General features: G+C 63.4%; 30 protein-coding genes. 17 read left to right on the top strand and 13 right to left on the bottom strand.

All coding sequences use genetic code 11. The features are described 5' to 3' along the window. Positions 1-43: 43 nt before the first annotated feature. From H0I86_RS32075 to H0I86_RS07845, 3 genes are all read left to right on the top strand, one after another. A complete protein-coding gene (locus tag H0I86_RS32075) occupies positions 44-175 on the top strand; it encodes a hypothetical protein (RefSeq protein ID WP_258019417.1) in 132 nt (43 codons plus the stop codon). A gap of 81 nt (positions 176-256) precedes the next feature. Beyond that, entirely contained in the window at positions 257-439 is a 183-nt protein-coding gene (locus tag H0I86_RS07850) for a hypothetical protein (RefSeq protein WP_180924608.1), read from the top strand. 113 nt (positions 440-552) lie between these two features. Next, entirely contained in the window at positions 553-1,752 is a 1,200-nt protein-coding gene (locus tag H0I86_RS07845) for an MFS transporter (protein WP_180924607.1), read from the top strand. Positions 1,753-1,774: 22 nt separating this feature from the next. On the opposite strand, the gene arfB is transcribed toward H0I86_RS07845, so the two are convergent. Beyond that, positions 1,775-2,188 carry an alternative ribosome rescue aminoacyl-tRNA hydrolase ArfB gene (gene arfB / locus H0I86_RS07840; RefSeq protein WP_029526192.1) on the bottom strand — a complete coding sequence of 138 codons (414 nt, stop codon included), beginning with the start codon at positions 2,186-2,188 and terminating at the stop codon, positions 1,775-1,777. Between the two features lie 104 nt (positions 2,189-2,292). Next, complete coding sequence (locus H0I86_RS07835; protein ID WP_009042698.1) at positions 2,293-3,714, bottom strand: amino acid permease; 1,422 nt, start codon at positions 3,712-3,714, stop codon at positions 2,293-2,295. Positions 3,715-4,756: 1,042 nt separating this feature from the next. Between H0I86_RS07835 and H0I86_RS07830 the strand changes: the two genes are divergently transcribed. Together H0I86_RS07830 and H0I86_RS07825 are read left to right on the top strand one after the other, a co-directional pair. Continuing rightward, the gene (locus tag H0I86_RS07830) at positions 4,757-4,894 is read left to right on the top strand and encodes a hypothetical protein (RefSeq protein ID WP_180924606.1); all 138 of its coding nucleotides are present in this window, start codon (positions 4,757-4,759) and stop codon (positions 4,892-4,894) included. Positions 4,895-4,964: 70 nt separating this feature from the next. Then, on the top strand, positions 4,965-5,924 hold the full coding sequence (locus H0I86_RS07825; protein ID WP_180924605.1) for a CgnE/CgnB domain-containing protein: 960 nt from the start codon (positions 4,965-4,967) through the stop codon (positions 5,922-5,924). Positions 5,925-6,037: 113 nt separating this feature from the next. Here the strand turns inward: H0I86_RS07825 and rluB are convergent, their stop codons facing one another. The 5 genes from rluB to H0I86_RS07800 form a co-directional block, all read right to left on the bottom strand. Continuing rightward, on the bottom strand, positions 6,038-7,252 hold the full coding sequence (gene rluB / locus H0I86_RS07820) for a 23S rRNA pseudouridine(2605) synthase RluB (RefSeq protein ID WP_016702275.1): 1,215 nt from the start codon (positions 7,250-7,252) through the stop codon (positions 6,038-6,040). 313 nt (positions 7,253-7,565) lie between these two features. Then, complete coding sequence (gene scpB / locus H0I86_RS07815; RefSeq protein ID WP_180924604.1) at positions 7,566-8,666, bottom strand: SMC-Scp complex subunit ScpB; 1,101 nt, start codon at positions 8,664-8,666, stop codon at positions 7,566-7,568. A 12-nt stretch (positions 8,667-8,678) separates the two neighbouring features. Beyond that, on the bottom strand, positions 8,679-9,497 hold the full coding sequence (locus tag H0I86_RS07810; RefSeq protein WP_490618442.1) for a segregation and condensation protein A: 819 nt from the start codon (positions 9,495-9,497) through the stop codon (positions 8,679-8,681). Continuing rightward, positions 9,498-10,127 (bottom strand): L-threonylcarbamoyladenylate synthase, encoded by a 630-nt coding sequence (locus tag H0I86_RS07805; RefSeq protein WP_009042694.1) that lies wholly within the window; start codon positions 10,125-10,127, stop codon positions 9,498-9,500. A 13-nt stretch (positions 10,128-10,140) separates the two neighbouring features. After that, the gene (locus H0I86_RS07800; RefSeq protein ID WP_180924603.1) at positions 10,141-11,004 is read right to left on the bottom strand and encodes a PHP domain-containing protein; all 864 of its coding nucleotides are present in this window, start codon (positions 11,002-11,004) and stop codon (positions 10,141-10,143) included. Between the two features lie 87 nt (positions 11,005-11,091). On the opposite strand from H0I86_RS07800, the gene H0I86_RS07795 reads away from it, so the two are divergent. The 6 genes from H0I86_RS07795 to H0I86_RS07770 all read left to right on the top strand — a co-directional run bounded on the left by H0I86_RS07795 (position 11,092) and on the right by H0I86_RS07770 (position 15,416). Further along, positions 11,092-11,688, top strand: a complete 597-nt coding sequence (locus tag H0I86_RS07795; RefSeq protein ID WP_180924602.1) for a septation protein A — start codon at positions 11,092-11,094, stop codon at positions 11,686-11,688. Position 11,689: 1 nt separating this feature from the next. Further along, positions 11,690-11,989 carry a YciI family protein gene (locus H0I86_RS07790; protein WP_180924601.1) on the top strand — a complete coding sequence of 100 codons (300 nt, stop codon included), beginning with the start codon at positions 11,690-11,692 and terminating at the stop codon, positions 11,987-11,989. A 112-nt stretch (positions 11,990-12,101) separates the two neighbouring features. Then, positions 12,102-12,512, top strand: coding sequence for an SH3 domain-containing protein (locus H0I86_RS07785; RefSeq protein ID WP_180924600.1), 411 nt, complete (start codon positions 12,102-12,104; stop codon positions 12,510-12,512). A 7-nt stretch (positions 12,513-12,519) separates the two neighbouring features. Then, on the top strand, positions 12,520-13,197 hold the full coding sequence (locus tag H0I86_RS07780; protein ID WP_009047656.1) for a response regulator transcription factor: 678 nt from the start codon (positions 12,520-12,522) through the stop codon (positions 13,195-13,197). A gap of 232 nt (positions 13,198-13,429) precedes the next feature. Next, positions 13,430-13,867, top strand: a complete 438-nt coding sequence (locus tag H0I86_RS07775) for a Spy/CpxP family protein refolding chaperone (RefSeq protein WP_180924599.1) — start codon at positions 13,430-13,432, stop codon at positions 13,865-13,867. A 208-nt stretch (positions 13,868-14,075) separates the two neighbouring features. Then, positions 14,076-15,416 (top strand): sensor histidine kinase, encoded by a 1,341-nt coding sequence (locus H0I86_RS07770; protein WP_180924598.1) that lies wholly within the window; start codon positions 14,076-14,078, stop codon positions 15,414-15,416. A 70-nt stretch (positions 15,417-15,486) separates the two neighbouring features. On the opposite strand, the gene H0I86_RS07765 is transcribed toward H0I86_RS07770, so the two are convergent. Continuing rightward, positions 15,487-16,053, bottom strand: a complete 567-nt coding sequence (locus H0I86_RS07765; RefSeq protein WP_180924597.1) for a nitroreductase family protein — start codon at positions 16,051-16,053, stop codon at positions 15,487-15,489. A gap of 120 nt (positions 16,054-16,173) precedes the next feature. Between H0I86_RS07765 and H0I86_RS07760 the strand changes: the two genes are divergently transcribed. Next, entirely contained in the window at positions 16,174-17,628 is a 1,455-nt protein-coding gene (locus tag H0I86_RS07760) for a TrkH family potassium uptake protein (protein WP_180924596.1), read from the top strand. On the opposite strand, the gene H0I86_RS07755 is transcribed toward H0I86_RS07760, so the two are convergent. Next, positions 17,585-18,646 carry an AraC family transcriptional regulator gene (locus H0I86_RS07755; protein ID WP_124337830.1) on the bottom strand — a complete coding sequence of 354 codons (1,062 nt, stop codon included), beginning with the start codon at positions 18,644-18,646 and terminating at the stop codon, positions 17,585-17,587. The two genes, H0I86_RS07760 and H0I86_RS07755, sit on opposite strands and share 44 nt — an antisense overlap. 161 nt (positions 18,647-18,807) lie before the next feature. Between H0I86_RS07755 and H0I86_RS07750 the strand changes: the two genes are divergently transcribed. Further along, positions 18,808-19,119 carry an Mpo1-like protein gene (locus tag H0I86_RS07750; protein ID WP_007929744.1) on the top strand — a complete coding sequence of 104 codons (312 nt, stop codon included), beginning with the start codon at positions 18,808-18,810 and terminating at the stop codon, positions 19,117-19,119. A gap of 98 nt (positions 19,120-19,217) precedes the next feature. Further along, on the top strand, positions 19,218-19,808 hold the full coding sequence (locus H0I86_RS07745; protein ID WP_180924595.1) for an HD domain-containing protein: 591 nt from the start codon (positions 19,218-19,220) through the stop codon (positions 19,806-19,808). 94 nt (positions 19,809-19,902) lie between these two features. Here the strand turns inward: H0I86_RS07745 and H0I86_RS07740 are convergent, their stop codons facing one another. After that, entirely contained in the window at positions 19,903-20,724 is an 822-nt protein-coding gene (locus H0I86_RS07740; protein ID WP_101337141.1) for a UDP-2,3-diacylglucosamine diphosphatase, read from the bottom strand. Between the two features lie 132 nt (positions 20,725-20,856). Here H0I86_RS07740 and H0I86_RS07735 point away from each other — a divergent pair, with 132 nt between their 5' ends. Then, positions 20,857-21,615: a helix-turn-helix transcriptional regulator gene (locus H0I86_RS07735; RefSeq protein ID WP_180924594.1), complete on the top strand. Its 759-nt coding sequence runs from the start codon at positions 20,857-20,859 to the stop codon at positions 21,613-21,615. A gap of 93 nt (positions 21,616-21,708) precedes the next feature. Next, entirely contained in the window at positions 21,709-22,599 is an 891-nt protein-coding gene (locus H0I86_RS07730) for a DMT family transporter (RefSeq protein ID WP_180924593.1), read from the top strand. Here H0I86_RS07730 and H0I86_RS07725 read toward each other — a convergent pair. Then, positions 22,593-22,883, bottom strand: a complete 291-nt coding sequence (locus tag H0I86_RS07725) for an Rdx family protein (protein WP_180924592.1) — start codon at positions 22,881-22,883, stop codon at positions 22,593-22,595. The genes H0I86_RS07730 and H0I86_RS07725 overlap by 7 nt on opposite strands. A 71-nt stretch (positions 22,884-22,954) precedes the next feature. On the opposite strand from H0I86_RS07725, the gene H0I86_RS07720 reads away from it, so the two are divergent. After that, the gene (locus tag H0I86_RS07720) at positions 22,955-25,144 is read left to right on the top strand and encodes a patatin-like phospholipase family protein (RefSeq protein ID WP_180925801.1); all 2,190 of its coding nucleotides are present in this window, start codon (positions 22,955-22,957) and stop codon (positions 25,142-25,144) included. Here H0I86_RS07720 and H0I86_RS07715 read toward each other — a convergent pair. Further along, a complete protein-coding gene (locus H0I86_RS07715) occupies positions 25,117-26,406 on the bottom strand; it encodes a type IV pilus assembly protein FimV (RefSeq protein WP_258019416.1) in 1,290 nt (429 codons plus the stop codon). The genes H0I86_RS07720 and H0I86_RS07715 overlap by 28 nt on opposite strands. 73 nt (positions 26,407-26,479) lie before the next feature. Beyond that, complete coding sequence (locus H0I86_RS07710; protein ID WP_007929752.1) at positions 26,480-26,914, bottom strand: MarR family transcriptional regulator; 435 nt, start codon at positions 26,912-26,914, stop codon at positions 26,480-26,482. Positions 26,915-26,953 lie beyond the last annotated feature (39 nt).

Genomic DNA, 26,953 nt, shown 5'->3' with positions numbered 1-26,953 from the left:
CTACCCAGCGATTTAAAAACAGACCTTGCGAGGAGCAACGAACATGCACGAGATTCCTAATCTCCCCTTCCCAAGCCTGCACGAAACTGAGCAGACAACCCCGCAACAAGCCGGCGCCCAACAGCCCGAGCCGAAAGAAGCCGCCGCCAGCCACAAGGCCGACAGCGAAGACTGACCGCAACACCCAGACAGTGTGGAAAGCGCTCTTTGATGCGCTTTCCACACCGCCTGAAACCCGCTTTCGAGAACCACCTCCATGACCGACACCTTCAGCGAAACTCAAGCCAGCGTGCTGATCGGCACCGCCGAAAAGATGATCGAGATCTGGAACCGCCTGACGCCGGAAAAACAGGCCGCCCTGCTGGCGCGCTTCGGTACCCAGGAAAACGTCCTGGCCGCCCTGGTCACCACGCAATTGCTGGCCCCAGCCCAAGCCTGAGCCCGCGGCGCGCAAAAACTTGCGCCAACCCATCGATTTCTCCACCTGAACCGTTTCAACCCTCGGTATCATAAGCAGCCTATCTATCTCTGCCGCGTCCGTGGACCTTTCCCATGCCAGATACCCAGCGCCCCTTGGCGGTCACGCTGCAAGTCGTCTCCATCGTCCTTTTCACCTTTATCGGCTACCTGAACATCGGCATCCCCCTGGCCGTGCTGCCGGGCTACGTGCACAGCGAGCTGGGCTTCGGCGCGGTGATCGCCGGGCTGGTGATCAGCGTGCAATACCTGGCCACCCTGCTCAGCCGTCCCTATGCCGGGAAGATCATCGACAACCTGGGCAGCAAGCGCGCGGTGATGTACGGCCTGGCCGGCTGCGGCCTGAGCGGCGTGTTCATGCTGCTGTCGGCGTGGCTGAGCAGCTTGCCGGTGCTGAGCCTCGCCAGCCTGCTGGTCGGGCGCCTGGTGCTGGGCAGCGCCGAGAGCCTGGTGGGTTCGGGCTCCATCGGCTGGGGCATCGGCCGCGTCGGCGCGCAGAATACCGCCAAGGTGATTTCCTGGAACGGAATCGCCAGCTATGGCGCGCTGGCCGTCGGCGCGCCGCTGGGGGTGCTGCTGGTGGATCGCCTGGGGCTGTGGAGCATGGGCGTGAGCATCATCCTCCTGGCACTCCTCGGCCTGGCACTGGCCTGGCCGAAACTGGCGGCGCCGATCGTCGCCGGTGAGCGCCTGCCGTTTATCCATGTCCTGGGCCGGGTATTTCCCCATGGCTGCGGCCTGGCCCTGGGCTCGATCGGTTTTGGCACCATCGCCACCTTCATCACCCTGTATTACGCCACCCAGAACTGGTCCAACGCGGTGCTGTGCCTGAGCCTGTTCGGCGCCAGCTTTATCGGCGCGCGCCTGCTGTTCGGCAACCTGATCAACCGCCTCGGCGGCTTTCGCGTGGCGATCGCCTGCCTGTCGGTGGAAACCCTGGGCCTGCTGCTGTTGTGGCTGGCGCCGGATGCCCATTGGGCCCTGGCCGGCGCGGCGTTGAGCGGCTTCGGCTTCTCCCTGGTGTTCCCGGCGCTGGGGGTGGAAGCGGTCAACCTGGTCCCCGCCTCCAGCCGTGGCGCGGCGGTGGGCGCCTATTCGCTGTTCATCGACCTGTCGCTGGGGATCACCGGACCGCTGGCCGGGGCGATTGCCGCCGGTTTCGGCTTTGCCTCGATCTTCCTGTTCGCCGCCCTCGCCGCCTGCAGCGGTTTGCTGCTGAGCCTGTATCTGTACCGCCAGGCGCCGAAGTATCGCGAGGAGCGCGGCGAACACTAGGTCGGTACTTGTCGTACAGAGCCTAGTAATCGACCTTGCCGCGGCCGGCCTTGATATTGCCGCGCTTGCTCTTGGACTCCAGGCGCCGGGTCTTCGAGCCCAGGGTCGGTTTGGTCGGGCGGCGTTTTTTCTCCACCTTGATCGCATCGAGGATCAACGCCACCAGGCGCTCCAGGGCATCGGCGCGGTTCTGCTCCTGGGTCCGGTATTGCTGGGCCTTGATGACGATCACCCCATCGCTGGTAATGCGGCTGTCGCGCAGCGCCAGCAGCCGCTCCTTATAGAACGGCGGCAGGGACGAGGCCGGAATGTCGAAGCGCAGGTGCACCGCGCTGGAGACCTTGTTGACGTTCTGCCCACCCGCGCCTTGCGCGCGAATGGCGGTCAACTCGATCTCGGCATCCGGCAGATGCACGTTGTTGGAAATCACCAGCATGGAAAAGGAATCCGCGTTCAGGGCGTTCAGGATACCGCGCCTGCGGATTTGCAGCGCCCACAAAAAACCCGGCCGAAGCCGGGTTTTCCGTTATTGCGCAGGCGTCACTTCAGCGAAGCGTTGGCCGCCTGCAGGCTGTGCTGCGCGCTGCGCTTGTTCTTGATGCCGTAGCAGACCCACATGAAAGCGACCCAGACCGGAATCGCGTACACCGAGATCTGGATGCCCGGGATCATCAGCATGATGCCGAGGATGAACACCACGAACGCCAGGCAGACGTAGTTACCGTAGGGGTACCACAGCGCCTTGAACAGCGGCGATTGTTTCGTACGGTTCATGTGCTGGCGGAACTTGAAGTGCGAGTAGCTGATCATCGCCCAGTTGATCACCAGGGTCGCGACCACCAGCGACATCAGCAGCTCCAGGGCGTGCTGCGGGATCAGGTAGTTGAGCACCACGGCGACGAAGGTCACCAGCGCCGAGGCCAGGATCGACATCACCGGCACGCCGCGCTTGTCGATCTTCGCCAGGACTTTCGGCGCGTCGCCCTGCTCGGCCATGCCCAGCAGCATGCGGCTGTTGCAGTAGGTGCCGCTGTTGTACACCGACAAGGCCGCGGTCAGGACCACGAAGTTGAGGATGTGCGCCGCGGTGTCGCTGCCCAGCATCGAGAACACCTGGACGAACGGGCTACCGCTGTAGGCATCGCCGGAGGCATTCAGGGTCTCCAGCAGGCTGTTCCATGGGGTCAGGGACAACAGCACGACCAGGGCACCGATGTAGAAAATCAGGATGCGATAGATCACCTGGTTGATGGCCTTGGGAATCACGGTCTTCGGCTTGTCGGCCTCGGCCGCGGTAAAGCCGAGCATCTCCAGGCCACCGAAGGAGAACATGATGATCGCCATGGCCATCACCAGGCCGCTGACGCCATTGGGGAAGAACCCGCCGTGTTCCCACAGGTTGCTCACCGAGGCCTGTGGGCCGCCGTGACCGCTGACCAGCAGGTAGCTGCCCAGGGCGATCATGCCGACGATGGCCACCACCTTGATGATCGCGAACCAGAACTCGGCTTCACCGAAGACTTTGACGTTGGCCAGGTTGATCAGGTTGATCAGCACGAAAAACGCTGCGGCCGAGGCCCAGGTCGGCACGTCCGGCCACCAGTAGTGCACGTACTTGCCGACCGCGGTCAGCTCCGACATGCCCACCAGGATGTACAGGATCCAGCAGTTCCAGCCCGAGAGGAAACCGGCGAAACCGCCCCAGTACTTGTGCGCGAAATGGCTGAAGGAACCGGCCACCGGCTCTTCGACGATCATCTCGCCGAGCTGGCGCATGATCATGAAGGCGATGAAGCCGCAGATGGCATAGCCGAGGATCATCGACGGCCCGGCCGACTTGAGCACGCCAGCGGAGCCCAGGAACAATCCGGTACCGATCGCGCCGCCCAGGGCGATCAGTTGAATATGGCGATTTTTCAGGCCGCGTTTCAGCTCGCCTGAATGCGAGTTTTGTCCACTCATGAAAAGGGTCTCACGCAAGGTTTGATGATGTTCGATAGACGTTGCAGCCGACAGCAGGCTTAAGCAGCGCGGATCAAACCCCAGCGCAGGCACCAGGAGTTCAGCGTTTGTTTAACGGTCATGCGTCACCTGTTTGTTTTTATCTGTGACGAAATCGAACCCACCACGCTTGTGACGCGGCGGAGTGAACAAGGCGGATAGCCTTGAAATTATTGGCCTTGGGAGCGTGTCTCAAGCATTCGAGCCAGGGCTCGTCATGCGTCGAAAGCAGTCGTTGGGGCGCAAAATGCGCGGATACGCAGTTGGGTCACAGTTAAAACGCCGCGCATTGTACACCCCTGACTCCCTGCCGCCAGACGCGGCTTATCAGCGCGTCGGGTGCCGGAATCGCACGGGGCCTGCTCGATGCTTGGCATCGGCGGCAAGGTTCGGGACAGACCCGTCGGGGTCGTCGACGAAGGTACGACAGGGATCGTCCTTCGGTGGGAATCGGTTGAGGTGAGTCACGGCGTTCATTGCGCCTCCTTCTTGTTATGCACCTGCACACAGGCATGGGCTGCATCACACCCGCCTTGAGGCCGCGGAACAAGCGGCTTGAAGCCCGGTGGCAGGCGGTATCGAAGCCGCGACGGAAGGTTTTTCTTACAGCGCTGGACGAGGCTCGATTCCATGACTCGACAGCGGTTTTTTCGTAAGTATTTCTTTACAAGGCGGAACGTATTTTTTCCACTTCAGATCGGCGCCAGCGGCGACTGCAAATTGACGGCCAGTGCTTTTTTATCTGTCTGCTCGCTCAGTTTTTTGTTTTCCCTTGATAATTTTCCAGTGCAAAAAACAGAAAAAAAAGTCCAATAAAAATAATTCAATTATTTTTTTGCATTTCAAGAAACCCTGGACTAGGTTTCCAGCCACTTGCCGGACCACACCCCCGGCAAGCCGAGCGGCCAAGTTGAGCAACTGGGGTTTTCAAGCACTCCCCGTGGAACATCCGAGCCGTCTCACCGACTGCTTTTATCCGAAAAAGTCATCTAGGAGATTCACGATGCAAGCACTGGAAAAAGACTTGGACACTGAACTGCAACTGGACGATTGGTTTGAAGCAGCGACCCACGAGGCCGCGGTGGAAATGATGCAGGCCGATGCGATAGTACCGTTCGGCACGGCGATGTGGCCTTTGTAAAAACGGCCATCAGACAGGAGCGGCCCGGCGGTCGCTCCTGCCTTCACTCGCTGTCCGTCAGGGAGGATCCATGGACAACACCGCAGCCATCCGGCATTTCCTTTACTACCTCGAACACCATCCGGCCCTGACCGACCGCCAGAGCGCCAGGGTCCTGATCGGCCACACCGCCGAGTACACCGCCACCAGCGCCGCCATCATCGAGCAGGCCGGCGACCCCTTCCATTTTACCGCCCTGCGCCTCGACCTCGAGACCACCTCGATGCTGACCCAGGCCATCGCCGACTGCGATCTGTATATCTTCTTCTACGACTCCTCCACCCTCTCGCCACCCCGCCCGCAAGGCCCGGAATTCATCCAGGCGCTGCAGGGCGTGATGGCCGAAAACTGGAAGAAATCGCTGCTGTTCAAGGACTACGGCGACTACTTCTACGACACCTTCAGCGTCGAGCCGCAACGCATCGCCGAGCTCAACGCGACCCTGATCCAGCATATGTCCGAGGCCACCACCCTGAGCTTTCGCGACGACCACGGTTCGTACTTCGAAGCGCCGCTGGACAGCATCAAGAAGTGGACCAACATCAACGGCGTGGGCAACTACGATCTGGCGCCCGGAGAGATCGCCAGCCACAGCGAGGCCATCAATGGCCGGGTGAAATTCGTCGGCACCTTCCTCGGCACCATCCCCTTCGCGCGCAAATACGGCGTGCTGCAATCGCCGCTGGAACTGTGGATCGAGAACTCCACCATCAGCCGCATCGCCACCGATGTGCCGGGGCTGGCGGAGGACTTCAACAAGTACCTGGATGCCAACCCGTCCAACCGGCGCATCGAGGAACTGGGCATCGGCACCAACGAAGGGGTGAAAGACCTCTACGCGCGCAACTCGGGGTTCGAGGAGCGCCATTGCGGCCTGCACCTGGGACTGGGCGGTGGCGCCAAGGGCAGCCATCACCTGGACCTGATCTTTGCCAGCGGGGTGCTGGCGCTGGACGATAAGCCAGTGTTCGATGGCAGGTTTGTGTTCTGAGCCTGTAGCCGCTGGCGCAGCGCTGCGCCAGCGGCTACATAGAGGCAAAAAAAACGCCAACCCTGAGGTTGGCGTTTTTTCTTGTTGCTTACAGCTTGCAGCTCAAGGCTGCCTCACTCAGGCTTGCGGCGGCCGAAACCCGGGCGTTGGCCGGAACCGGCCGGGGCACCACGGCGCTTGCCCGACGGTGCGTCCTTGTCGACCAGGACGATGCCCGGACGCTTGGACTTCGGCGCTGGCTTGGCCGGGCGCTTGGTGTCGCTCGGACGATCCGCCACTGGCGTACCGCGACCCGACTCACCACGCCCGGCAGCCGGACGCGGCGCCCGTGGAGCGCGCTCGCCATCCTGGCGTGGCGCGGGCTTGCGGCCCGGACGCTCGCCTTCGATCTGCGGCTCGCGCGACGGGCGCGGAGCACCGGCGGCAGGCGCGCCATGGGCCGGACGCAGGGTCCGCACACGCTCGCTCTTGCCCACCGGGCGCGAGGATTTGCGCTGCATGCGCTCCAGCTTGTCCTTGCTCTTGGCGTTGAGCTGCGGCAGCGCCACCGGGGTCAGGCCAACCTCGGCGCTGAGGACGTCCACTTCGTACTGGCTCATTTCGCGCCAGCGGCCCATCGGCAGGTCGGAGTTGAGGAACACCGGACCGAAACGCACGCGCTTCAGACGGCTGACCACCAGGCCCTGGGATTCCCACAGGCGACGCACTTCACGGTTGCGGCCTTCCATCACCACGCAGTGGTACCAGTGGTTGAAGCCTTCGCCGCCTGGAGCCTGCTGGATGTCGGTGAACTTGGCCGGGCCGTCTTCGAGCATTACGCCGGCTTTCAGGCGCTCGATCATCTCGTCGTCGACTTCGCCACGCACACGTACCGCGTACTCACGGTCCATTTCATAGGACGGGTGCATCAGGCGGTTGGCCAGCTCACCGTCGGTGGTGAACATCAGCAGGCCGGTGGTGTTGATGTCGAGGCGACCGATATTGATCCAGCGGCCTTCCCGCGGACGCGGCAGCTTGTCGAACACGGTCGGACGGCCTTCCGGGTCGTCGCGGGTGCAGATTTCGCCGTCGGGCTTGTTGTACATGATCACGCGGCGGACCGATTCGGACGCTTCTTCGCGCTTGATCACCTTGCCATCGATGGAGATGGCGTCATGCAGGTCGACGCGCAGGCCAAGGGTGGCCTCTTTGCCATTGACCTTGATCCGGCCCTGGCTGATCCAGGACTCCACGTCACGGCGCGAGCCGACGCCGATACGGGCGAGGACTTTCTGCAGCTTTTCGCCTGCTGGGCCGATTTCCTGCTGGTCTTGCTGATCTTCACTCATCTGGGCACCTCCCGGTGTGTCGATTCAGGCTTGAGTGGCCTGAACGCTAGTAAAAACAGGCCTTGTGGCGAAGGGATCGCCAAAGGGTCGCGAATCATACGCTCATGGCGCCGGTTGCGCATCAGAGACTAGCCGATAAGTGTCGGCCTACCGGTTTTTCCGCTGGCCGGTGGCAGCGCAGGCACTTGGGCGGCTGACCTGTAGGAGCGAGCGGGCGGCGATCCGACTTGCCCGCGATCGGCAACGCCAGGGCATGTCTGGCACACCGCATCAGCCTTTATCGCGGGCAAGCCTCGCTCCTACAGAGGCGGACTCAATCGTCTTCCAGCAGGCGTCTTTCGTTCTCGATGGCCTCGGCCAGCGCCAGGGCTTCGGCCTCTTCGTCGCTCAGCTCCGGAGCAGGCGGTTCCAGTGCCGCCACGGCGGCCAGCAGCTTGGCGCGGGCTTCGGCGACGCCGAGCACATCCTCATCGGCCTCCTGCTCATCGCCAGCGTCTGCTTCGAGTTCGGCCTCGTGCTCGGCTTCGAGCTCCGCTTGGTGCTCGACTTGCGCTGCAACCTCGGCTTCGGCTTCGGCTTCGGCTTCGGCTTCGGCTTCAGCTTCGGCTTCGGCTTCGGTACCAGTCTGCGCTTCGGGGTCGATCTCGGCGTCCACCTCGGCGTCGGCAACAGAGTCGTCCCCGGACGACTCAACCGCGCCATCGCGATGCAGATCGTCGAAGTCGGTCTTGATTCCCTCCTCCATCGAGTCCAGTTCCAGCAGCAAGGTGTGGAAACTGGTCTCTTCCTTCGGTTCTTCCGGCTCGGCGCTGGCGTCGGCCAGGGCTTGCAGGCTGGCGGGCACCGGCACGTCGTCGAAGTCGAGGACCGGCTCGGTTTCGATTTCGCGCAGCTCGGCCAGCGGCGGCAGGTCGTCGAGGTTCTTCAGGTTGAAGTGATCGAGAAACGCCTTGGTGGTGGCGAACATCGCCGGCTTGCCCGGCACGTCACGGTAGCCGACCACCCGAATCCACTCGCGCTCAAGCAAAGTCTTGACGATCTGGCTGTTGACCGCCACGCCCCGCACATCCTCGATCTCGCCGCGGGTGATCGGCTGGCGGTAAGCAATCAGCGCCAGGGTTTCCAGCATCGCCCGGGAGTACCGCTGGGGCCGTTCTTCCCACAGCCGGCCAACCCAGGGCGCGAACTTTTCCCGCACTTGCAGGCGATAACCGGAGGCCACTTCCTTGAGTTCGAAGGCCCGACCTTCGCAGGATTTGCCAAGGATCGTCAGCGCCTTCTTGAAGACTGCGGGGTCCGGCCGTTCGCCTTCCTCGAAGAGCTCGAACAGACGCTCCATGGATTGCGGTTTTCCCGAGGCCAACAGAAAGGCTTCAAGCAGTGGCGCCAGCTCGCGGGGTTCATTCAGATTCATTGTTTCAGCTCGTTATTCGGCTCGCGCCCGCACATGGATAGCCGTGAAAGGCTCATTCTGTACCAGCTCGACCAGGGATTCCTTGACCAGCTCGAGGATCGCCATGAAAGTCACCACCACCCCCAGGCGCCCCTCTTCCGCGGTGAACAGCTCGACAAAAGGCACAAACCCTCCGCCCTTGAGCCGCTCCAGCACCTCGCTCATGCGCTCGCGGGTGGACAGCGCCTCGCGGCTGATCTGATGGCTTTCGAACATATCGCCACGGCGCAGCACCTCGGCCATGGACATCAGCACCTCTTCCAGGGCGACATCCGGCAACAGCTTGCGCGCCCGGGCTTCCGGGGCGTCGAGCCTGGGCACTATGACGTCGCGGCCGACCCGGCTCAGGCCGTCGATGCCTTCGGCGGCGGCCTTGAAGCGCTCGTATTCCTGCAGGCGGCGGATGAGTTCGGCGCGCGGGTCTTCCTCTTCCTCTTCCACCTCGGCCGAGCGCGGCAACAGCATGCGTGACTTGATCTCGGCCAGCATGGCCGCCATCACCAGGTACTCGGCGGCCAGCTCCAGGCGCACCGACTGCATCAATTCGACATAGCCCATGTACTGGCGGGTGATTTCCGCCACCGGGATGTCGAGGATGTCGATGTTCTGTTTGCGGATCAGGTACAGCAGCAGGTCGAGCGGGCCTTCGAAGGCCTCGAGAAAGACTTCCAGGGCGTCCGGCGGAATGTACAGGTCCAGCGGCATTTCCATGACCGCCTGGCCGTAGACCATCGCGAAGGGCAGCTCCTGCTGCGCTCCGGCCTGGTCGTCGACGTGTTCCACTGCGGACATTCAGGCCTCGACCATGAAGGGAGCCGGGTCGCCGCAGCCGATACGGATCACTTCCGGCTCGCCATCGGCCAGGTTGATCACGGTGGAGGCCATGATGCCGCCAAAACCGCCATCGATGATCAGGTCGACCTGATGTTCGAGCAGTTGGCGCATTTCATAAGGATCGTTCATCGGCTCGGTTTCGCCGGGCATGATCAGGCTGACGCTCATCAGCGGCTCGCCGAGCTCGGCCAGCAGCGCCAGGGCGATCGGATGGCTCGGCACCCGCAGGCCGATGGTGCGTTTCTTCGGGTGCAGCAACAGCCGCGGCACTTCGCGGGTGGCGTTGAGGATGAAGGTGTAAGGCCCCGGCAGATGCGCCTTGAGCAGGCGAAAGGTACCGGTATCGATCTTGGCGAACAGGCCCAGCTGCGACAGGTCGCTGCAGATCAGCGCGAAGTTGTGTTTGTCATCCAGTTGCCGCAGGCGCCGCACGCGCTCGACCGCGCTCTTGTCGCCGATCTGGCAGCCAATGGCGTAGGACGAGTCGGTCGGGTAGATCACCACGCCACCTGAGCGGATGATTTCGACAGCCTGTTTGATCAGGCGCGGTTGCGGGTTTTCCGGATGAATCTGGAAAAATTGACTCACATTCTCTACCTGTTCAGACGGCGGCAATAATTGGGTCATGTTTGAACCGACACCAGAGCGGCGGCAGATCCTCCGGAACAGGGCGATACTCGCCTATCTCGGACCAGCCTCCAGGGCCATGAAAATCACTGCCGGCGCTCACCAGCAGACCGAACTCCCGAGCAAGGATGGCCAGGCTACCCACCTGCTCGGCGGGTTGATGGCCGTTGACCACCTCGATCGCGTGGCCACCTGCTTGAATATAGTCGGCAATCAGGCGGCGACGTTTGCTGCGGGTGAAATCGTAGTGCCAGGGATGGGCCAGACTGACCCAGGCCCCCGCCGCGCGTAGCGTCTCGACGGTTTCCTCGAGGGTCGGCCAGTGCTGCTTGACGTCGCCCAGCTTGCCGGCCCCCAGCCACTTGCGAAAAGCTTCGGCGCGGTCCTTCACGAAACCGGCGCGCACCAGGTAATCGGCGAAGTGCGGCCGGGCCGGCGCATTGCCGCTGTCGCCCAGCTCCTGCTGGATCGCCCGGGCCCCTTCGAGGGCGCCCGGCATGCCTTTGAGCGCGAGCTTGCGGCTTATTTCTTCGGACCGCAGCCAGCGGCCATCGTGCAATTTGCCGATGGCTTCGACCAATGACGGCGCATTGACGTCGAAACCGTAGCCCAGCACATGAATGGTTGCCCCACCCCAGGTGCAGGACAATTCGACGCCATTGACCATCTGCATGCCCAGTTCCTGGGCCGCGAGGCGAGCCTCGTCGAGGCCTTCCAGGGTGTCATGATCGGTCAGGGCCAGGACTCGCACGCCTTTCTCGAACGCACGCGCAACCAGAGCCGCGGGCGCCAGGGCGCCATCGGAGGCCGTGCTGTGGCAGTGCAAATCAACATTCACGGGACTGTTCAACCTCAAGTCAGCTGGCGCTTTCGCTGCCATGGATGTTTGTTATTATGCCGCCACATCCTGCTTCTGGCTGCCACTGTGAAACAATTCATCGACTTCATCCCGCTGTTCCTGTTTTTCATCGTCTACAAAATCGATCCCCGAGTCGTCGACATTGCCGGTCAACAACTGACCGTAGGCGGAATCTACAGCGCCACGGCGGTGTTGATCATCAGTTCCCTGGTGGTATACGGCGCGCTGTTCATCTCCCAGCGCAAGCTGGAGAAAAGCCAGTGGCTGACCCTGGTCGCCTGCCTGGTGTTCGGCAGCCTGACCCTGGCCTTCCACAGCGAAACCTTCCTCAAGTGGAAGGCGCCGGTGGTCAACTGGCTGTTCGCCCTGGCCTTTATCGGCAGCCATTTCATCGGCGAACGCCTGCTGATCAAGCGCATCATGGGCCACGCGCTGACCCTGCCGGATCCGGTCTGGACCCGCCTGAACATCGCCTGGATCGCCTTCTTCCTGTTCTGCGGCGCCGCCAACCTGTTCGTCGCCTTCACCTTCCAGAGCATCTGGGTCGACTTCAAGGTCTTCGGCAGCCTGGGCATGACCGTGCTGTTCCTGGTCGGCCAGGGCATCTACCTGTCGCGCCATCTTCACGACACCGAACCCACCACTTCGAAAACCGAGGACTGACATGCTTTACGCAATCATTGCTACAGACGTCGCCAACTCCCAGGAAAACCGCCTGGCCGCGCGCCCGGCGCATCTGGAGCGGTTGCAGCAGCTCAAGGCCGAAGGTCGCGTGGTACTGGCCGGGCCACACCCTGCCGTCGACAGCAATGATCCCGGTGCCGCGGGTTTCACCGGCAGCCTGATCGTCGCCGAATTCGACTCGCTGAGCGCCGCCCAGGCCTGGGCCGATGCCGACCCTTACGTCGCCGCCGGTGTCTATGCCAGCGTCGTGGTCAAGCCGTTCAAGCAAGTCCTGCCGTAAATCCTCTCCCCCCCGCGGTGAACCTTATGGGTTCATCGCGCTCTCAATCGCTCATTATTCTCGCTTGACTGCCGACAACTTGCCCAACACTCGATTGGAATCAGGAGTTCCGATGCGCCAAGCTCCGTTGTGCCTGTTGTTGGTCATGTTAACGATTGGGGCGAGCGCCTCTGCCGAAGAAACCACGGAGCCGGGGCATTCCACGCCTTTGCCCCTGAGTGCCGGCAGCCAGATCAGCGAATTGCAGCAACGCCTGAAAGACAGCGAGCACCAGCGCGAGGAGCTGACCCGGCAATTGCAGGGCGCCGACAGCGAGCGCGAAAGCGCCCAGCTGAGCCGCCTGCGCCAGGAGAACCAGCGCCTCAAACTGCAACTGCGCGAGGCCCAGGCCAGTTCTGCGCCGCGCCTGCTGACCGATCAGCAGCAATGGTTCGTCACCGGCGCCGGGGTAGCGCTATTGGCCCTGCTCTGCGGTATCTTCGCCAGTGGTGGACATAGGAAGCGTCGACAATGGCTAAATTGAGTGATTCATGAGCGAGCTGTTACTGATTGACGATGACCAGGAGCTCTGCGAGCTCCTGACCAGTTGGCTGGGCCAGGAAGGTTTTCAGGTACGGGCCTGCCACGATGGCCTGAGCGCCCGGCGCGCCCTGGCCGATCACGCCCCGGCGGCGGTGGTGCTGGACGTGATGCTGCCCGACGGCAGCGGCCTGGAACTGCTCAAGCAACTGCGCAACGACCACCCGGACCTGCCGGTGCTGATGCTCTCGGCCCGCGGCGAGCCCCTGGACCGCATCCTCGGCCTGGAACTGGGCGCCGACGACTACCTGGCCAAACCCTGCGACCCACGCGAACTGACGGCCCGCCTGCGCGCCGTGCTGCGCCGCAGCCACCCGACCGCGGTGTCCAGCCAGATGGAGCTGGGCGACTTGTGTTTCAGCCCGGTACGCGGCGTAGTCAGCATCGACGAACAGGACATCACCCTCACCGTTTCCGAAAGCCGCCTGCTGGAAGCCTTGCTCAAGCAGCCAGGCGAGCCGCTGGACAAGCAGGAGCTGGCGCAGATCGCCCTGGGCCGTAAACTGACCCTGTACGACCGCAGCCTGGACATGCACGTCAGCAACCTGCGCAAGAAGATCGGCCCGCACCCCGACGGCCGCCCGCGCATCGTCGCCCTGCGCAGCCGAGGCTACTACTACAGCCTCTGAACAGATCCCTGAGCCTGTAGCCGCTGCCACAGGCCCTCCTGCATTCGCAAGATCCCTGCGGCCGTGCCGGTCGGTCGCAGCCTCGCAGGCTCGGCAGCGGCTACAGGGGTTATGTCAGTTTCGCCAAAAACGTCTTTACCCAAGCTTTACCCTTCGCTGACCGCCGCTGACCTTGATCTCCGTAATCTGCACACATCCGGAACTGACCGGGAATGAGACAAGGAGATACACCATGCGCAAGACCCTGATCGCTCTGATGTTCGCCGCCGCCCTGCCGACCGTGGCCATGGCCATGCCGGAAGGCGCAGGTCCCATGGGTCCGATGGATGGCCCGCGCCACAGCGAACACATGCGCGGCAAAGGCCCTTACAGCCAGCTGGACCTGAGCCACGAACAGCGCCAGCAGATCCGCAAGCTGATGGGTGAGCAGATGCACGAGCGCAAAGAGCTGGTGCAGAAGTACCTGGAAAAACTGTCGCCGGCCGACCAGAAGGCCCTGAAGGACGAGATCGCCGCCAAGCGCCAGAAAACCGAAGCGGATATCCGCGCCCTGCTCAAGCCGGAACAACAGAAAGAGTTTGACGCCATCCAGAAGAAACACGCCGAGCGCCGCGCCGAATGGGCCGAATTCAAGGCCTGGAAAGCGCAACAGCCGCAAAAAACGCAATAATGCTCGAGGTTCTGTACGGAAAGTCGCCGAGCGGCGATCAGGCAAGACAAAAACAGGCGAGGAAGCGGAGTTTAGGGGCCTAAATGAGCATTCCGAGCCTGTTTTTAACGCAGCATGATCGACGCGCAGGCAGTTTACGTACAGAACCTAGCGCTTATCCCATAGCCCAGTGGCGCCCCACTGGGCTTTCCTTGTTTGAGGACTTCCCGTGCGTTCATTGTTCTGGCGCATTCTCGCCAGCTTCTGGCTGGCCATCACCCTGGTTGCAGGGCTGTCGATTCTGCTTGGCCACATGCTGAACCAGGATGCCTGGATCCTCAGTCGCCATCCGGGCCTCAATACCCTGGCCGAAGAGTGGACGCGCACCTACGAAGAACAGGGCGAAGACGCCGCTCAGGAGATCCTCGAGCAACGCAAGCACCAGTACCACGTCAACGTACAGGTGCTGAACGAAGCCGGCGACCCGGTGGTCCGCGGCACCTTCCCGCGCCGCGCGGCGGCCCTCGAGGCCCGGCAGAACAACGATGACCGGCGCCTGCCCTGGCGGCGCCTGACCGCCGAATACACCAGCCCGAAAACCGGCGACACCTACCTGCTGATCTACCGCATTCCCCACCCGGAACTGGACGCCTGGCACCGCGATAGCCTGCTGTGGCCGCTGAGCGCCCTGACCATCGCGCTGGTGGTGCTGACCCTGTTCAGCCTGCTGGTGACCCTGTCCATCACCCGCCCCCTCAGCCGTTTGCGCGGTGCGGTGCATGACCTGGGGCAAACCACTTACCAACAGAACAGCCTGGCCCGCCTGGCCGCCCGCCGCGACGAATTCGGCGTGCTGGCCAAGGATTTCAACCGCATGGGTTCGCGCCTGCAAAGCCTGATCGGCAGCCAGCGCCAGTTGCTGCGCGATGTCTCCCACGAGCTGCGCTCGCCGCTGGCGCGCCTGCGCATCGCCCTGGCGCTGGCCGAACGCGCCACGACCGAGGAACGCGAGCGCCTGTGGCCGCGCCTGACCCGCGAGTGCGATCGCCTGGAAGCGCTGATCAGCGAAATCCTGGTGCTGGCCCGGGTCGATGCCGACAACGCCAGCGCCGAAGAGGTGGACCTCAACGCCCTGCTCGACAACCTGCAGAAGGATGCCCAACTGGCGTGCCCGGAACAGCCGGTGAGAATACAGGCCGAATCGCCGCTCAGCCTCAAGGGCTGGCCGACCATGATCGAACGGGCGCTGGACAATCTGCTGCGCAATGCCCAGCGCTTCAACCCGGCCGGACAGCCGATCGAAGTGCAGGCATTGCGTCAGGGAGAGCGGATCGTGCTCAGCGTGCGCGATCACGGCCCCGGGGTGGAGGCCGAACATTTGCGTCAGTTGGGCGAACCCTTCTACCGCGCCCCGGGCCAGACCGCGCCGGGTCACGGGCTGGGCCTGGCCATCGCCCGGCGCGCTGCGGAACGCCACGGCGGCAGCCTGACCCTGGACAATCATCCCCAGGGCGGCTTTATCGCCAGCCTGGAGTTGCCGTTGGTGCCTGACGTTACTGCCCAGGCCTGAGAAGCTTCGCGGGCAAGTCGGATCGCCGCCTTACCCGCGATTAACTATCCGCTACACCGCAACTCTACGATCAGGCCTTGCCCGACCAGGCACTGACGAACTCCGCCGTATCCACCTTGGGCGCGACCCGCGGCTCGTTCAGCGGCGTGCCCAGGTACAGGAAGGCGATGATTTCCTCACCTTCGCCCAGGCCGAGGCCCTTAGCGACATGGGGCGAATAGGACAGCTCGCCGGTACGCCACACCGCACCGATCCCCTGGGCGTAGGCCGCCAGCAGAATGCCGTGGGCAGCACAGCCGGCCGCCAGCCGTTGCTCCGATTTCGGCACCTTGACGTGCTCCTGCAAGCGGGCCACCACAACCACCACCAACGGCGCGCGCAGTGGCATGGCGCGGGCCTTGTCCAGGGCCGCCTGGGTCGCTTCGCCACCCTGCAATTGCACCGCTTCCACCAGCAGCTCGCCCAACTGTTCACGGGCCGCGCCTTCCACCGTCAGAAAGCGCCAAGGCCGTAACTGGCCGTGATCCGGGGCGCGCAATGCCGCCGCGAACAGTGCTTCGCGTTGCGCCGCCGTCGGCGCCGGGTCCACCAGACGCGGTACGGAAACACGGTTGAGCAATGCGTCGAGAGCCTCCATCGGCCACCTCCTGAAAAAAATGTCCGGCCATTCTACCGATAAGTGCCTTCCGGGTGCCGGTTTACATGCTCTGCGCCGCAGGTAGAATGGCGCCCTCCTTATCAGCCCCGAGCGGACCTCATGGCGTTGCCGACCCTACGGATCATTGGTTTCATCATCGGCATTTTCCTGATCACCCTGGCCATCGCCATGGTCATTCCGATGGCGACGCTGGTGCTGTTCGAGCGCACCGGCGACCTGCCGTCGTTCCTCTGGGCCAGCATGATCACCTTCGTCGCCGGCCTGGCCCTGGTGATACCGGGGCGCCCGGAGCATGTGCACCTGCGCCCGCGGGACATGTACCTGCTGACGGTGTCCAGCTGGCTGGTGGTGTGCATCTTCGCCGCCCTGCCGTTTTTGCTGACCCAGCACATCAGCTACACCGACTCGTTCTTTGAAAGCATGTCCGGTATCACCGCCACCGGCGCCACCGTGCTCAGCGGCCTGGACAACATGTCGCCGGGCATCCTGATGTGGCGTTCGCTGCTGCACTGGCTCGGCGGTATCGGCTTCATCGGCATGGCGGTGGCGATCCTGCCGCTGCTGCGCATCGGTGGCATGCGCCTGTTCCAGACCGAATCCTCGGACCGCTCGGAAAAGGTCATGCCGCGTTCGCACATGGTGGCGCGGCTGATCGTGGCGGCCTATGTCGGCATCACCATTCTCGGCAGCCTGGCCTTCTGGTGGGCCGGGATGAACCTGTTCGATGCGATCAACCACGCGATGTCGGCGATTTCCACCGGTGGTTTCTCCACCTCCGACAGCTCGCTGGCGCACTGGCCGCAGCCGGCGGTGCACTGGGTGGCGGTGGTGGTCATGATCCTCGGCAGTCTGCCGTTCACCCTGTACGTCGCCACCCTGCGCGGCAACCGCCGGGCGCTGATCAAGGACCAGCAGGTCCAGGGCTTGCTCGGGATGCTGCTGGTGACCTGGCTGGTGCTCGGCACCTGGTACTGGTGGACTACCCAACTGCATTGGCTGGAAGCCCTGCGTCACGTCGCGCTGAACGTCACCTCGGTGGTCACCACCACCGGTTTCGCCCTGGGCGACTACAGCCTGTGGGGCAACTTCTCGCTGATGCTGTTCTTTTACCTGGGCTTCGTCGGCGGCTGTTCCGGCTCGACCGCCGGCGGGATCAAGATTTTCCGCTTCCAGGTCGCCTATATCCTGCTCAAGGCCAACTTGAACCAGCTGATCCACCCGCGCGCGGTAATCAAGCAGAAATACAACGGTCACCGCCTCGACGAGGAAATCGTCCGTTCGATCCTGACCTTCTCGTTCTTTTTCGCCATCACCATCTGCGTGATCGCCCTGGCGCTGTCGCTGCTGGGTGTGGACTGGATGACCGCCCTGACCGGCGCGGCCAGTACGGTGTCGGGGGTGGGTCCGGGCCTGGGCGAAACCATCGGCCCGGCCGGTAATTTCGCCACCCTGCCGGACGCCGCCAAGTGGATTCTGTCCCTGGGCATGCTGCTCGGCCGGCTAGAGATCATCACCGTATTCGTGTTGTGTATTCCGGCATTCTGGCGTCACTGATCGCGGCCCCGGACTCCTGCAACCGCGCCCGGTATTCGCCGGGCGTGGCATCGAACCAGCGACGGAAAGCGCGGAAAAAGTTGCTCGGATCGGCAAACCCCAACAGATAGGCAATCTCCAGCAGGGTCATGCTCGGCTGCGCCAGGTACTGCTCGGCCAGCTCACGCCGGGTGTCGTCGAGCAGGGTCTGGAAACTGGTGCCCTCCTCCTGCAAACGCCGCTGCAGGGTGCGCTGGGAAAGGTGCAGGGTCTGGGCCACGGCTTCGCGCTTCGGCTCCCCCTGGGGCAGCAGCCGGCACAGCGCCTGGCGCGCCTTGTGCGTCACCCGGCTTTCGGAGAACCGCGCCAGGTACTCACCGGCGAAGCGGTCATGCAGCAGCGCCATGGCCTCATTGGCGGTCGGCAATGGCGCTTCCAGATCGGCACGCTCGAAAATCAATGCATCGTAAGGCGCGTTGAACACCAGCGGCGCATGAAACGCCTGCTTGTAGGGCTCCAGATCGACCGGCACAGCCCCCTGCATCAGTACCTGGCGCGGCTGCAGCGTTCGCCCGGTCAACCAGCCACACAGCGCCAGCGCACAGGCCAGCGAGGCTTCGGCACTTTGCCGGGTCGGCGGCAGATGATCGCCGTGCACCGTCAGAATCAGCGCATAACCTTCAGGTAAAAGTCGGAAACTCAGATCAGCGCTTTCCGCGATGATCCGCTGATAGCGCACCAGGCGCTGGAACCCCTCGGCCAGGGTACGACTGGACATCAGGGCATATCCGGCCACGTTGAAGGAGGCCGGTCGCACCACCTTGCCCATGTTCAGGCCGATCGCCGGGTTGCCGGACTGTTCCACCGCACGCTGCCAGAGACGCGTCATCGAGTCCTGGGGGAAACGCGCATCCGGGTCCTCCAGCGCGGCATAGTCGAGCCCGATCTGCTTGAACAATGCACGGCAATCCAGGCCGTCCATCTCCAGAGCTTTGACAATTCCCATCGCCCAGCTTGCAGAAGTCGTTCGTTCGCTCATGGTGGGTTCTTTACATGATGAGCCGCATGCCACGGCCGATTTTCCAAGGATACTAAAGTGGCGCCTATTGTCACTGGCCCCAGCCATTGATGACTCTAGACTCAAATAAGCTCCCCGCAGAGCGTCCCGCTGACAGAACAACAACCACAGAGATCGCAGTCGTGGATAACATCAAGCAATTCAACAGCTTCGCCGAGTTCTATCCGTATTACCTGAGCGAACACAGCAACAGCACCTGCCGCCGCCTGCACTTCGTGGGCACGACCCTGGTGATCTTCATCCTCGCCTTCGCCATCGGCAAAGGCGCCTGGCTGTTGCTGCTGGCCCTGCCGGTGGCCGGCTACAGCTTCGCCTGGGTCGGTCATTTCTTCTTCGAGAAGAATCGCCCGGCCACCTTCCAGCATCCGCTCTACAGCCTTCTGGGCGATTTCGTCATGTACCGCGACATGCTGACCGGCAAGGTCCCGTTCTAGGCCTGGCCGGACACCAAGCCGTCCCGCGCAGCCTGTGCAGGATTGGATCCAAGGCATAGACTCCAATCGTTGCGCAAAAAACAACAAGAGGATTGCCGATGAACGCTCACGCCCGTTTCACCCACATGAAGGATGGCACCCAGGAAGACTGGGCGATCATCGCCGCGGATTTCAGCGCCTACGCCAAGCAGTTGCCGGCGCGCATCGTGGCGCACCTGAAGCTGCTCGATGGCGATTTTGGCGGCTTCCCGGTGGATCGCCTGACCCACTCGCTGCAAACCGCCAGCCGGGCCTGGCATGACGGTCGCGATGAGGAATATGTGGTCTGCGCCCTGCTCCACGACATCGGCGACACCCTGGGTTCCTACAATCACCCGGACATCGCCGCGGCGATCCTCAAGCCCTTCGTCAGCCCCGAAAACCTGTGGATGGTGGAGAAGCACGGAATCTTCCAGGGCTACTACTTCTTCCATCACCTGGGCATGGACCGGCACCTGCGCGAGCAATTCAAGGACCACCCGCTGTATCTGCGGACCGCCGAATTCTGTGCCAAGTACGACGCCGCGGCGTTCGATCCGGACTACGACAGCCTGCCCCTGAGCTTTTTCGAACCCATGCTCGAACGCCTGTTCGCCCAGCCGAAAAACTCGATCTACAAGGCGGCCATGGCAGAACACGCGCCGGCCTGAGCGCTTTCGCAGGTCGTTGCAGGCAAGCTCGCCCCTGCTTCTGCAGGAGCGAGGCTTGCCCGCGATGATGTCCGCCCGGCCAGCAACCTGCCGCTCAAGCCAACTCCGCGACCTTGGCCTGTTCGGCCTTGCGCTGCGCCTCCCGCGCCTGGGCGTCGGCCAGGCGATACAGCTCGATGGTGCCGTCCCAGTGCTCGATCAGGGCGGTGCACGACTCGACCCAATCCCCGCAGTTGAGGTAGTCCACCTCGCCGACCTTGCGGATCTCGGCATGGTGAATGTGCCCGCACACCACGCCGTGCAGCTCGCGCTTCACGCATTCGTGGGCGATGGCTTCCTCGAAGTCGCTGATAAAGCTGACCGCGGTCTTGACCTTGTGCTTGAGGTAGGCCGACAACGACCAGTAACCGTAGCCGTAGCGTGCCCGCCAATGATTCAGCCAGCGGTTGAGGGTCAGGGTGAATTCGTAGGCCGAGTCGCCGAGAAAGGCCAGCCAGCGGTGGTAGCGGGTGATGACATCGAACTGGTCGCCATGGATCACCAGCAGGTGGCGGCCATCGGCGGTGACATGCACCGCCTCGTCCACCAACTGGATATTGCCCAGGATCAGCTTCGAATAGCGGCGCAGGAATTCGTCGTGGTTGCCGGTGACATAGATCACCTCGGTGCCGCGCTTGCTCATGGTCAGCAGGCGGCGGATGACGTTGGTGTGTGCCTGGGGCCAGTACATGCCGCCGCGCAGCTTCCAACCGTCGATGATGTCGCCGACCAGGTAGATCCGGTCGGCGTGATAGCCCTTGAGGAACTGCGACAGATGCTCTGCCTGGCAGTCCCGGGTGCCCAGATGCACATCGGAAATCCACAAGGTGCGCACGCGTTGTTTACGGCTGGGTCTGGCGAGTTCGGCACTGGTCATGGGCACACTCCTGCATTTTTTGCGAGCTTGCACCCGGGCGATTAATCGCCTGTGACAGAAATACGGCAGTCCGATGACAGCGCTGAATCCCGGGCCGCCGGTGTAGACTGCCGCTCTGCCAAGGAGACCGCGATGAGACCGATCCTCACGCTACGCCAGTACAGCCACGACCTGATCGTCCACAGCCACGAACACGCGCAACTGGTGTTCGGCCTGTCGGGCCAGCTCGACTTCGAGGTCGATGGCCAGGGCAGCCAGGTGATCCAGCAGAGCTTCGTGGTGGTACCCTCCGGCGCCCACCATGCCTGTGGCAGCCCCAACGGCAGCCGCTGCCTGGTGCTCGACGTGCCCGACGAACATTGGCTGGTGCAATCACTGGGCGATCACGCCGATGCCAGTCGCCGCCTGCTCGACAACGCCGGGCGCCTGCCCCTGGATACGGCGCAGAGCCAACTGGTCAACTGGCTGGCCGGCAGCCCGGTCAACGACCCGCTGATTGCCCAGCAAGGCGCGGTGCTGTTGCTGGCCAGCCTCAACCAGGCCAGCCCCGCCAGCATCGGCGGCCGACGCCTGCCCTATGCCGCCTTGAATGCCCATATCGACCAACACGCCGCCCATCCGCTGCAGGTGGCCGACCTGGCGCGGATCGCCGGGCTGTCCAGCGCTCGCCTGCATGCACGGTTTGTCGCCGAATGCGGACAGACGCCGATGGACTACATCCGCAGCCGACGCCTGCACATGGCCGCCGGCCTGTTGCGCGACTCGGCACTGCCCATCGGCGAAATCGCCAGCCGCGTCGGCTACAGCTCCCAGAGTGCTTTCGCCGCGGCAGTGCTGCGCGAGTTCGGTGTCTCCCCCGGCAAGCTGCGACGCGCGACGGGCCGCCGCTAGGCTGTCGACAAAAAACGCGAGGATCGCGACAGACCGGATCCCGCCAGGCTTTTAGACTGGCACCGCTCCGCTCAACCGTCTTGAAGGATTGAAATGACTCCGCGTACTGCCCTTGGCGCCCTGCATATCGGCGCACTGATGTTCGGCCTCACCGGTGTATTCGGCAAACTCGCCGCCGCTTCGCCGGCCATCATCGTCTTCGGGCGGGCGGCGTTCGCGGTGCTCGCCCTGGCGTTCTTCGCCCGCTGCGCCAGCAGCATCCGCTGGCAACGGCTACAGGCCACGGACTGGTGGCGACTGCTGCTCAGCGGCTTGTTGCTGGCCGGGCACTGGGTGAGTTTCTTCATCGCGGTGAAAGTCGCGGGCGTGGCCATCGCAACCCTGGGGTTCACCAGCTTCCCGGCCTTCACAGTGATCCTCGAGGGGCTGATTTTCCGCGAGCGCATCCGCCTCAACGAAATCGTCTTGGTGGCGCTGGTCAGCGTCGGCCTGGTGCTGGTCACGCCGCACTTCGACCTCGCCAGCCAAGCCACCAGCGGGCTGCTCTGGGCCGTGGGATCGGGCCTGCTGTTTGCCTTGTTGTCACTGAACAACCGCGCCAGCTCGGCGCGCATCCCGGCGGTACAGGCGGCACTGTGCCAGAATGTGGTGGTTGCCTTGTGCCTGCTGCCGGTGGCGGCGCCAGGGTTGAGCGAGGTGCGCGCCATCGACTGGTTGTGGATCAGCCTGCTCGGCATCTTCTGCACCGGCCTGGCCCACAGCCTGTTCGTCGCCAGCCTCGCGGTGATCAAGGCGCGCACCGCGGCGGTGGTGTTCGCCCTGGAGCCGGTCTACGGGATTACCGTGGCCTGGCTGCTGTTCAACGAAACACCGACGCTGCGCATGCTGATCGGCGGCGTCTTGATCATCTTCGCCATCGTGGTCTCCAGCAGCCTGTCCGGCTCAAGCAAAAAAACCGTAGCGGCGCAAGCCCCGTCTCACTGAGTGGTGCGATCGTTGTGACCTAGGTCGCGCTGCGGGTCGATCTGGTCGCGCACCCGTTGCTTGAGCACCTTGGCTTCGGGGAAACCGCCATCGGCCTTGCGTTCCCAGATCTGTACGCCGTCGCAGGTAATGCGGAACGTACCGCCGGTGGCCGGCTCCAGGGACACCTTGCCCAGGTCGTCGCTGAAGGTGCTCAGCAGTTCCTGGGCCAGCCAGGCGGCGCGCAGCAACCACTGGCACTGGGTGCAATAGGTGATGACCACTTCGGGTTTACGTTCTGTCATGGTGCTGCCGACTCCTGGGCTCAAGGGCGTCGTTATAATAGCCGCCTTTATCGCTTGCCCCGAGATCCATGATGCGTCGTTTGCTGTCCTGCCTGCTCCTGTGTTTGCTCCCCGTGTTCCTGCACGCCGCCGAAGCGCCACGGCCGAAGATCGGCCTGGTGTTGTCCGGCGGCGCCGCCCGTGGCCTGGCGCATATCGGCGTGCTCAAGGCCCTGGAGGAGCAAGGCGTGAAGATCGATGCGATTGCCGGTACCAGCATGGGCGCGGTGATCGGCGGGCTGTACGCCTCGGGCTACAAGATCGACGAGCTGGAAAAACTGGCCCTGAGCATCGACTGGCAACAGGCGCTGTCCGACGCGCCGCCCCGGGAGGACATACCGTTCCGCCGCAAGCAGGATGACCGCGACTTCCTGGTCAAACAGAAACTCAGCTTCCGTGACGACGGCAGCCTCGGCCTGCCGCTGGGGGTCATCCAGGGCCAGAACCTGGCGCTGCTGCTGGAAAGCATGCTCGCCCACGCCAGCGACACCCGGGACTTCGACAAGCTGCCGATCCCCTTCCGTGCGGTCGCCACGGACATCGCCAGCGGCGAAAAGGTGGTGTTTCGCAAGGGCCACCTGCCCCGGGTGATTCGCGCCAGCATGTCGATCCCGGCGGTATTCGCCCCGGTGGAGATGGATGGCCGGCTGCTGGTGGACGGTGGCATGACCGACAACATTCCACTGGATGTGGCCCGCGACATGGGCGTGGACATCGCCATCGTGGTCGACATCGGCACCCCGCTGCGCTCGCGCCAGCAACTGGCGACCGTGGTCGATGTGCTGAACCAGTCGATCACCCTGATGACCCGGCGCAACTCCGAGGAACAACTGGCGTCCCTGCACAAGAGTGACGTGCTGATCCAGCCCCCCCTGGCCAGCTTCGGGGTCACCGACTTCGGCCGCGCCCGGGAAATGATCGACGCCGGTTATCGCGCCACCCGCATCCTCGACGCACGCCTGGCGCCGCTGCGCCGGGCCGAACCTATGGATGCCGAACTCAGCGCCGCACGCACACCCAGCCAGCGCACCCCGATCATCACCGCGATCCGGGTGGAAAACGATTCGAAGGTCAGCGACGACGTAATCCGCTACTACATCCGCCAGCACATCGGCGAGCCTCTGGACCTGGGTCGGCTGCAGACCGACATGGGCACGCTGTATGGCCTGGACTACTTCGAGCAGGTGCAATACCGCGTGGTCCACAAAGGCGATGACCACACCCTGGTGATCAACGCCCGGGGCAAACGCAGCGGCACCGATTACCTGCGCCTGGGGCTGAACCTGTCCGATGACATGCGCGGCGACAGCGCCTTCAACCTGGGCGCCAGCTACCGGGTCAACGGCATCAACAGCCTCGGCGCCGAATGGCTGACCCGGGTGCAGATCGGCGATCAGCAGGAGCTCTACAGCGAGTTCTATCAGCCATTGGATGTCGGCTCGCGCTACTTCATCGCGCCTTACATCGGCATCGAGTCGCAGAATATCGAAGCCGTGCTGGATAACGACCCGATCGCCGAATACCGCCTGGAGCGCTACGGTTTCGGCCTCAATATCGGGCGCCAGATCGGCAACAGCGGCGAGATCCGCTTCGGCGTCGGCGAGGCCTGGGGCAAGGCCGATGTGCGCGTCGGCGACCAGGACCTGCCCAGCGAAAGCTTCAACGAGGGCTACTACGAACTGCGCTACTCGTTCGACTCCCTGGACAATGTCTACTTCCCCCACGCGGGCGAGGACATCGGTCTGTCGCTGCGCCAGTTCGAACCCAGCCTGGGCTCGGACAAGCGCTACCGGCAGTGGGAGTTCAAGCTGGACAAGGCCCTGAGCAGCGGCCCGAACACCTTTATCCTCGGTGGTCGGTATGGCCGGACCCTGGATGAGGCCGAAGTGGTGACCTCAAGCTTCGTGCTGGGCGGCGCCCGCCAGCTGTCGGGCTTCCGCCAGGATGCCCTCTCGGGCCAGAACGTCAGCCTGATGCGGGGCGTCTACTACCGGCGGCTGACACCCCGCTCCTACCTGCCCCTGGATTTCCCGCTGTATATCGGCGGCTCCCTGGAGCGAGGGCGGGCCTGGAACAACGACAACGAGTTCGACAGCGGCTACATCAACGCCGCCAGCGTCTTCCTCGGTTTCGACACGCCGCTGGGGCCGCTGAACTTCAGTTATGGCATCAACGACGACAACCAGAAAGCGGTCTACCTCAACCTGGGCCAGACGTTCTGAGGCTGGGCGTCCGACTCGGCTTCGGCCTTGGTGCCGGAACCCGGCTCGTCTGGCTCCTCCAGGCGCCAGACGATCGAGTCGGCACTGAAGGGCGCCGGTGTGGCAGCGGGAGACGCCGGAGCGCTGGAGGGTTCGGAAGGTGCGATCAGGTCCCAGTCGACATCGATCGACGGCTCGCGATCGGCTAGCCGATCTCCTGCCACGGGCTGTACCGGAGCAACAGGGGACGTTGATCTGAACGACTCCTGGGCTGCCACCGTCGTCACAGCAGTGGCCAGCGTTCGTGTGGGCCGACTCTCGGGCGGCATCTGTGCCTCCGGTACGGCTGCGGGCTGACGACGGCGACGCATGACCAGCAGCACCAGCAAAGCCATCAACAACAAGGCCGCAAGCATCAGCCAGGGATTCGAGCCTTCGGCCTCTGGTGCCTGTTCGGCTGGCGGGGGTGGGCTGACGGCGGTGGGTGTCGCGGGTACAGGTGCGGAAGCCGGAGCGGGATTATCAGCAGGCTTACCTTGGACCTCGGTCAACTGACGTTGCAGCTCCACCAGTTGTTGCTGCTGGCGTGCCAGTTGTTCGTCCCGTTGCTGCAATGTGTTCCGCAGCTCTCGGGCCTGGTCCTGCTGCTGGTTGGCCTGCTGGGCTTGCGTCAACTGTCCGGCCACAGGGTCGGTCACCTTGGCCGCCACAGGGGGAGCCTGGGTGGCAATCGCCGGTTCAGGTTTCGCTATTTCCCTGAGCGGGGCAGGAGCTATCTCGGGACTGCCCGGAGGATCGATCAGCAGCGTGTACTCGCGCAACTGCCGGCCATTGGCCTGGTTCACCTGCAACAGGAAATCCAGGAACGGCTCGTTCACCGGCTTGCTCGACACCACCCGGATCACCCTGCGCTCGCCCTGCAAAACCTGGGTAAAGCGCAAGTCTTCGAGAAACGGCAAGCGCTCGACGCCGGCCTGTTTGAACTCGCTGGCCGTCGCCAGGCTGACCGACAACTCGCCCTCCTCCGGCCCTTGTGCCTGCACCAGGGCGATCTCCGCCTCCAGCGGCTGGTTCAGCGCCGAATGCACGGTGATTTCGCCCAGGCCCACCGCCGAGGCCAGGGACGAATACAGGGTCGCCAGCAGCGGCAGAAGGAGCCAGGGACGATTCCCCAGGCAAGATGACCCGACGGAGCCGCGCAGAGCGGCCAGCAGACTCTGGAACATGAGCAACCTTTTTTGAGGACCGAAAGCGACCACAGCGGCGATACGCTGGCTGCGCATGCCGCTGTGGACCTGGTATTTCTTATAGTCCGCCGGTGTCGGTAGCTCAAAAATCCGCGGCGCTAGTTATGCCTCAAGACTTTTCCAGATTGGCCAGGATATGCGCGTGAACCCGCATGCATACCCGCATATCCTCTTCATCGACACCGACGAACAATTCACTGCGCAAGGCGGTGGCGATGGTTTCGATCTGCTCGATCAAGGGCAGCGCCGGGGCGCACAGAACGATCTTCTTCGCCCGGCGATCCTCGACCACCGACTGCCGTTGCACCAGGCCCTGGGTTTCCAGGCTGTCGAGCAGCCGCGCCAGGGTCGGTCCTTCGACGCCGACACTCTGGGCAAGTTCACGCTGGGTCGGAGCTTCATCGAAACGGGCGAGGTGCAGCAGCACCAGCCAGCGGGCCTGGGACAGGCCAAGCCCGGCCAGACGGCGATCCAGTTCGGCGCGCCAGCCTCGGGACATCTGCGCCAACTGCATGCCAAAACGGTGTTGATCGGTTAACGGCATAAACAACTCATGAGTTAGTAGACTGAAAATCAAGAAAAA

The organism is Pseudomonas chlororaphis subsp. aurantiaca, from assembly GCF_013466605.1.
Taxonomy (GTDB): Bacteria; Pseudomonadota; Gammaproteobacteria; order Pseudomonadales; family Pseudomonadaceae; genus Aquipseudomonas; species Aquipseudomonas chlororaphis_I.
The sequence above is the reverse complement of the archived record's forward strand: the minus strand, read 5'-3'. Positions and strand labels throughout refer to the sequence as shown.

Excerpts from the sequence above, each read along its gene's own strand:
- H0I86_RS32075 (WP_258019417.1), top strand. The coding sequence starts at position 44 with ATGCACGAGATTCCTAATCTCCCCTTCCCAAGCCTGCACGAAACTGAG.
- H0I86_RS07850 (WP_180924608.1), top strand. The coding sequence starts at position 257 with ATGACCGACACCTTCAGCGAAACTCAAGCCAGCGTGCTGATCGGCACC.
- H0I86_RS07845 (WP_180924607.1), top strand. The coding sequence starts at position 553 with ATGCCAGATACCCAGCGCCCCTTGGCGGTCACGCTGCAAGTCGTCTCC.
- arfB (WP_029526192.1), bottom strand. The coding sequence starts at position 2,188 with ATGCTGGTGATTTCCAACAACGTGCATCTGCCGGATGCCGAGATCGAG.
- H0I86_RS07835 (WP_009042698.1), bottom strand. The coding sequence starts at position 3,714 with ATGAGTGGACAAAACTCGCATTCAGGCGAGCTGAAACGCGGCCTGAAA.
- H0I86_RS07830 (WP_180924606.1), top strand. The coding sequence starts at position 4,757 with ATGCAAGCACTGGAAAAAGACTTGGACACTGAACTGCAACTGGACGAT.
- H0I86_RS07825 (WP_180924605.1), top strand. The coding sequence starts at position 4,965 with ATGGACAACACCGCAGCCATCCGGCATTTCCTTTACTACCTCGAACAC.
- rluB (WP_016702275.1), bottom strand. The coding sequence starts at position 7,252 with ATGAGTGAAGATCAGCAAGACCAGCAGGAAATCGGCCCAGCAGGCGAA.
- scpB (WP_180924604.1), bottom strand. The coding sequence starts at position 8,666 with ATGAATCTGAATGAACCCCGCGAGCTGGCGCCACTGCTTGAAGCCTTT.
- H0I86_RS07810 (WP_490618442.1), bottom strand. The coding sequence starts at position 9,497 with ATGTCCGCAGTGGAACACGTCGACGACCAGGCCGGAGCGCAGCAGGAG.
- H0I86_RS07790 (WP_180924601.1), top strand. The coding sequence starts at position 11,690 with ATGCTTTACGCAATCATTGCTACAGACGTCGCCAACTCCCAGGAAAAC.
- H0I86_RS07785 (WP_180924600.1), top strand. The coding sequence starts at position 12,102 with ATGCGCCAAGCTCCGTTGTGCCTGTTGTTGGTCATGTTAACGATTGGG.
- H0I86_RS07780 (WP_009047656.1), top strand. The coding sequence starts at position 12,520 with ATGAGCGAGCTGTTACTGATTGACGATGACCAGGAGCTCTGCGAGCTC.
- H0I86_RS07775 (WP_180924599.1), top strand. The coding sequence starts at position 13,430 with ATGCGCAAGACCCTGATCGCTCTGATGTTCGCCGCCGCCCTGCCGACC.
- H0I86_RS07765 (WP_180924597.1), bottom strand. The coding sequence starts at position 16,053 with ATGGAGGCTCTCGACGCATTGCTCAACCGTGTTTCCGTACCGCGTCTG.
- H0I86_RS07760 (WP_180924596.1), top strand. The coding sequence starts at position 16,174 with ATGGCGTTGCCGACCCTACGGATCATTGGTTTCATCATCGGCATTTTC.
- H0I86_RS07755 (WP_124337830.1), bottom strand. The coding sequence starts at position 18,646 with ATGAGCGAACGAACGACTTCTGCAAGCTGGGCGATGGGAATTGTCAAA.
- H0I86_RS07745 (WP_180924595.1), top strand. The coding sequence starts at position 19,218 with ATGAACGCTCACGCCCGTTTCACCCACATGAAGGATGGCACCCAGGAA.
- H0I86_RS07740 (WP_101337141.1), bottom strand. The coding sequence starts at position 20,724 with ATGACCAGTGCCGAACTCGCCAGACCCAGCCGTAAACAACGCGTGCGC.
- H0I86_RS07735 (WP_180924594.1), top strand. The coding sequence starts at position 20,857 with ATGAGACCGATCCTCACGCTACGCCAGTACAGCCACGACCTGATCGTC.
- H0I86_RS07730 (WP_180924593.1), top strand. The coding sequence starts at position 21,709 with ATGACTCCGCGTACTGCCCTTGGCGCCCTGCATATCGGCGCACTGATG.
- H0I86_RS07725 (WP_180924592.1), bottom strand. The coding sequence starts at position 22,883 with ATGACAGAACGTAAACCCGAAGTGGTCATCACCTATTGCACCCAGTGC.
- H0I86_RS07720 (WP_180925801.1), top strand. The coding sequence starts at position 22,955 with ATGCGTCGTTTGCTGTCCTGCCTGCTCCTGTGTTTGCTCCCCGTGTTC.
- H0I86_RS07715 (WP_258019416.1), bottom strand. The coding sequence starts at position 26,406 with ATGCGCAGCCAGCGTATCGCCGCTGTGGTCGCTTTCGGTCCTCAAAAA.
- H0I86_RS07710 (WP_007929752.1), bottom strand. The coding sequence starts at position 26,914 with ATGCCGTTAACCGATCAACACCGTTTTGGCATGCAGTTGGCGCAGATG.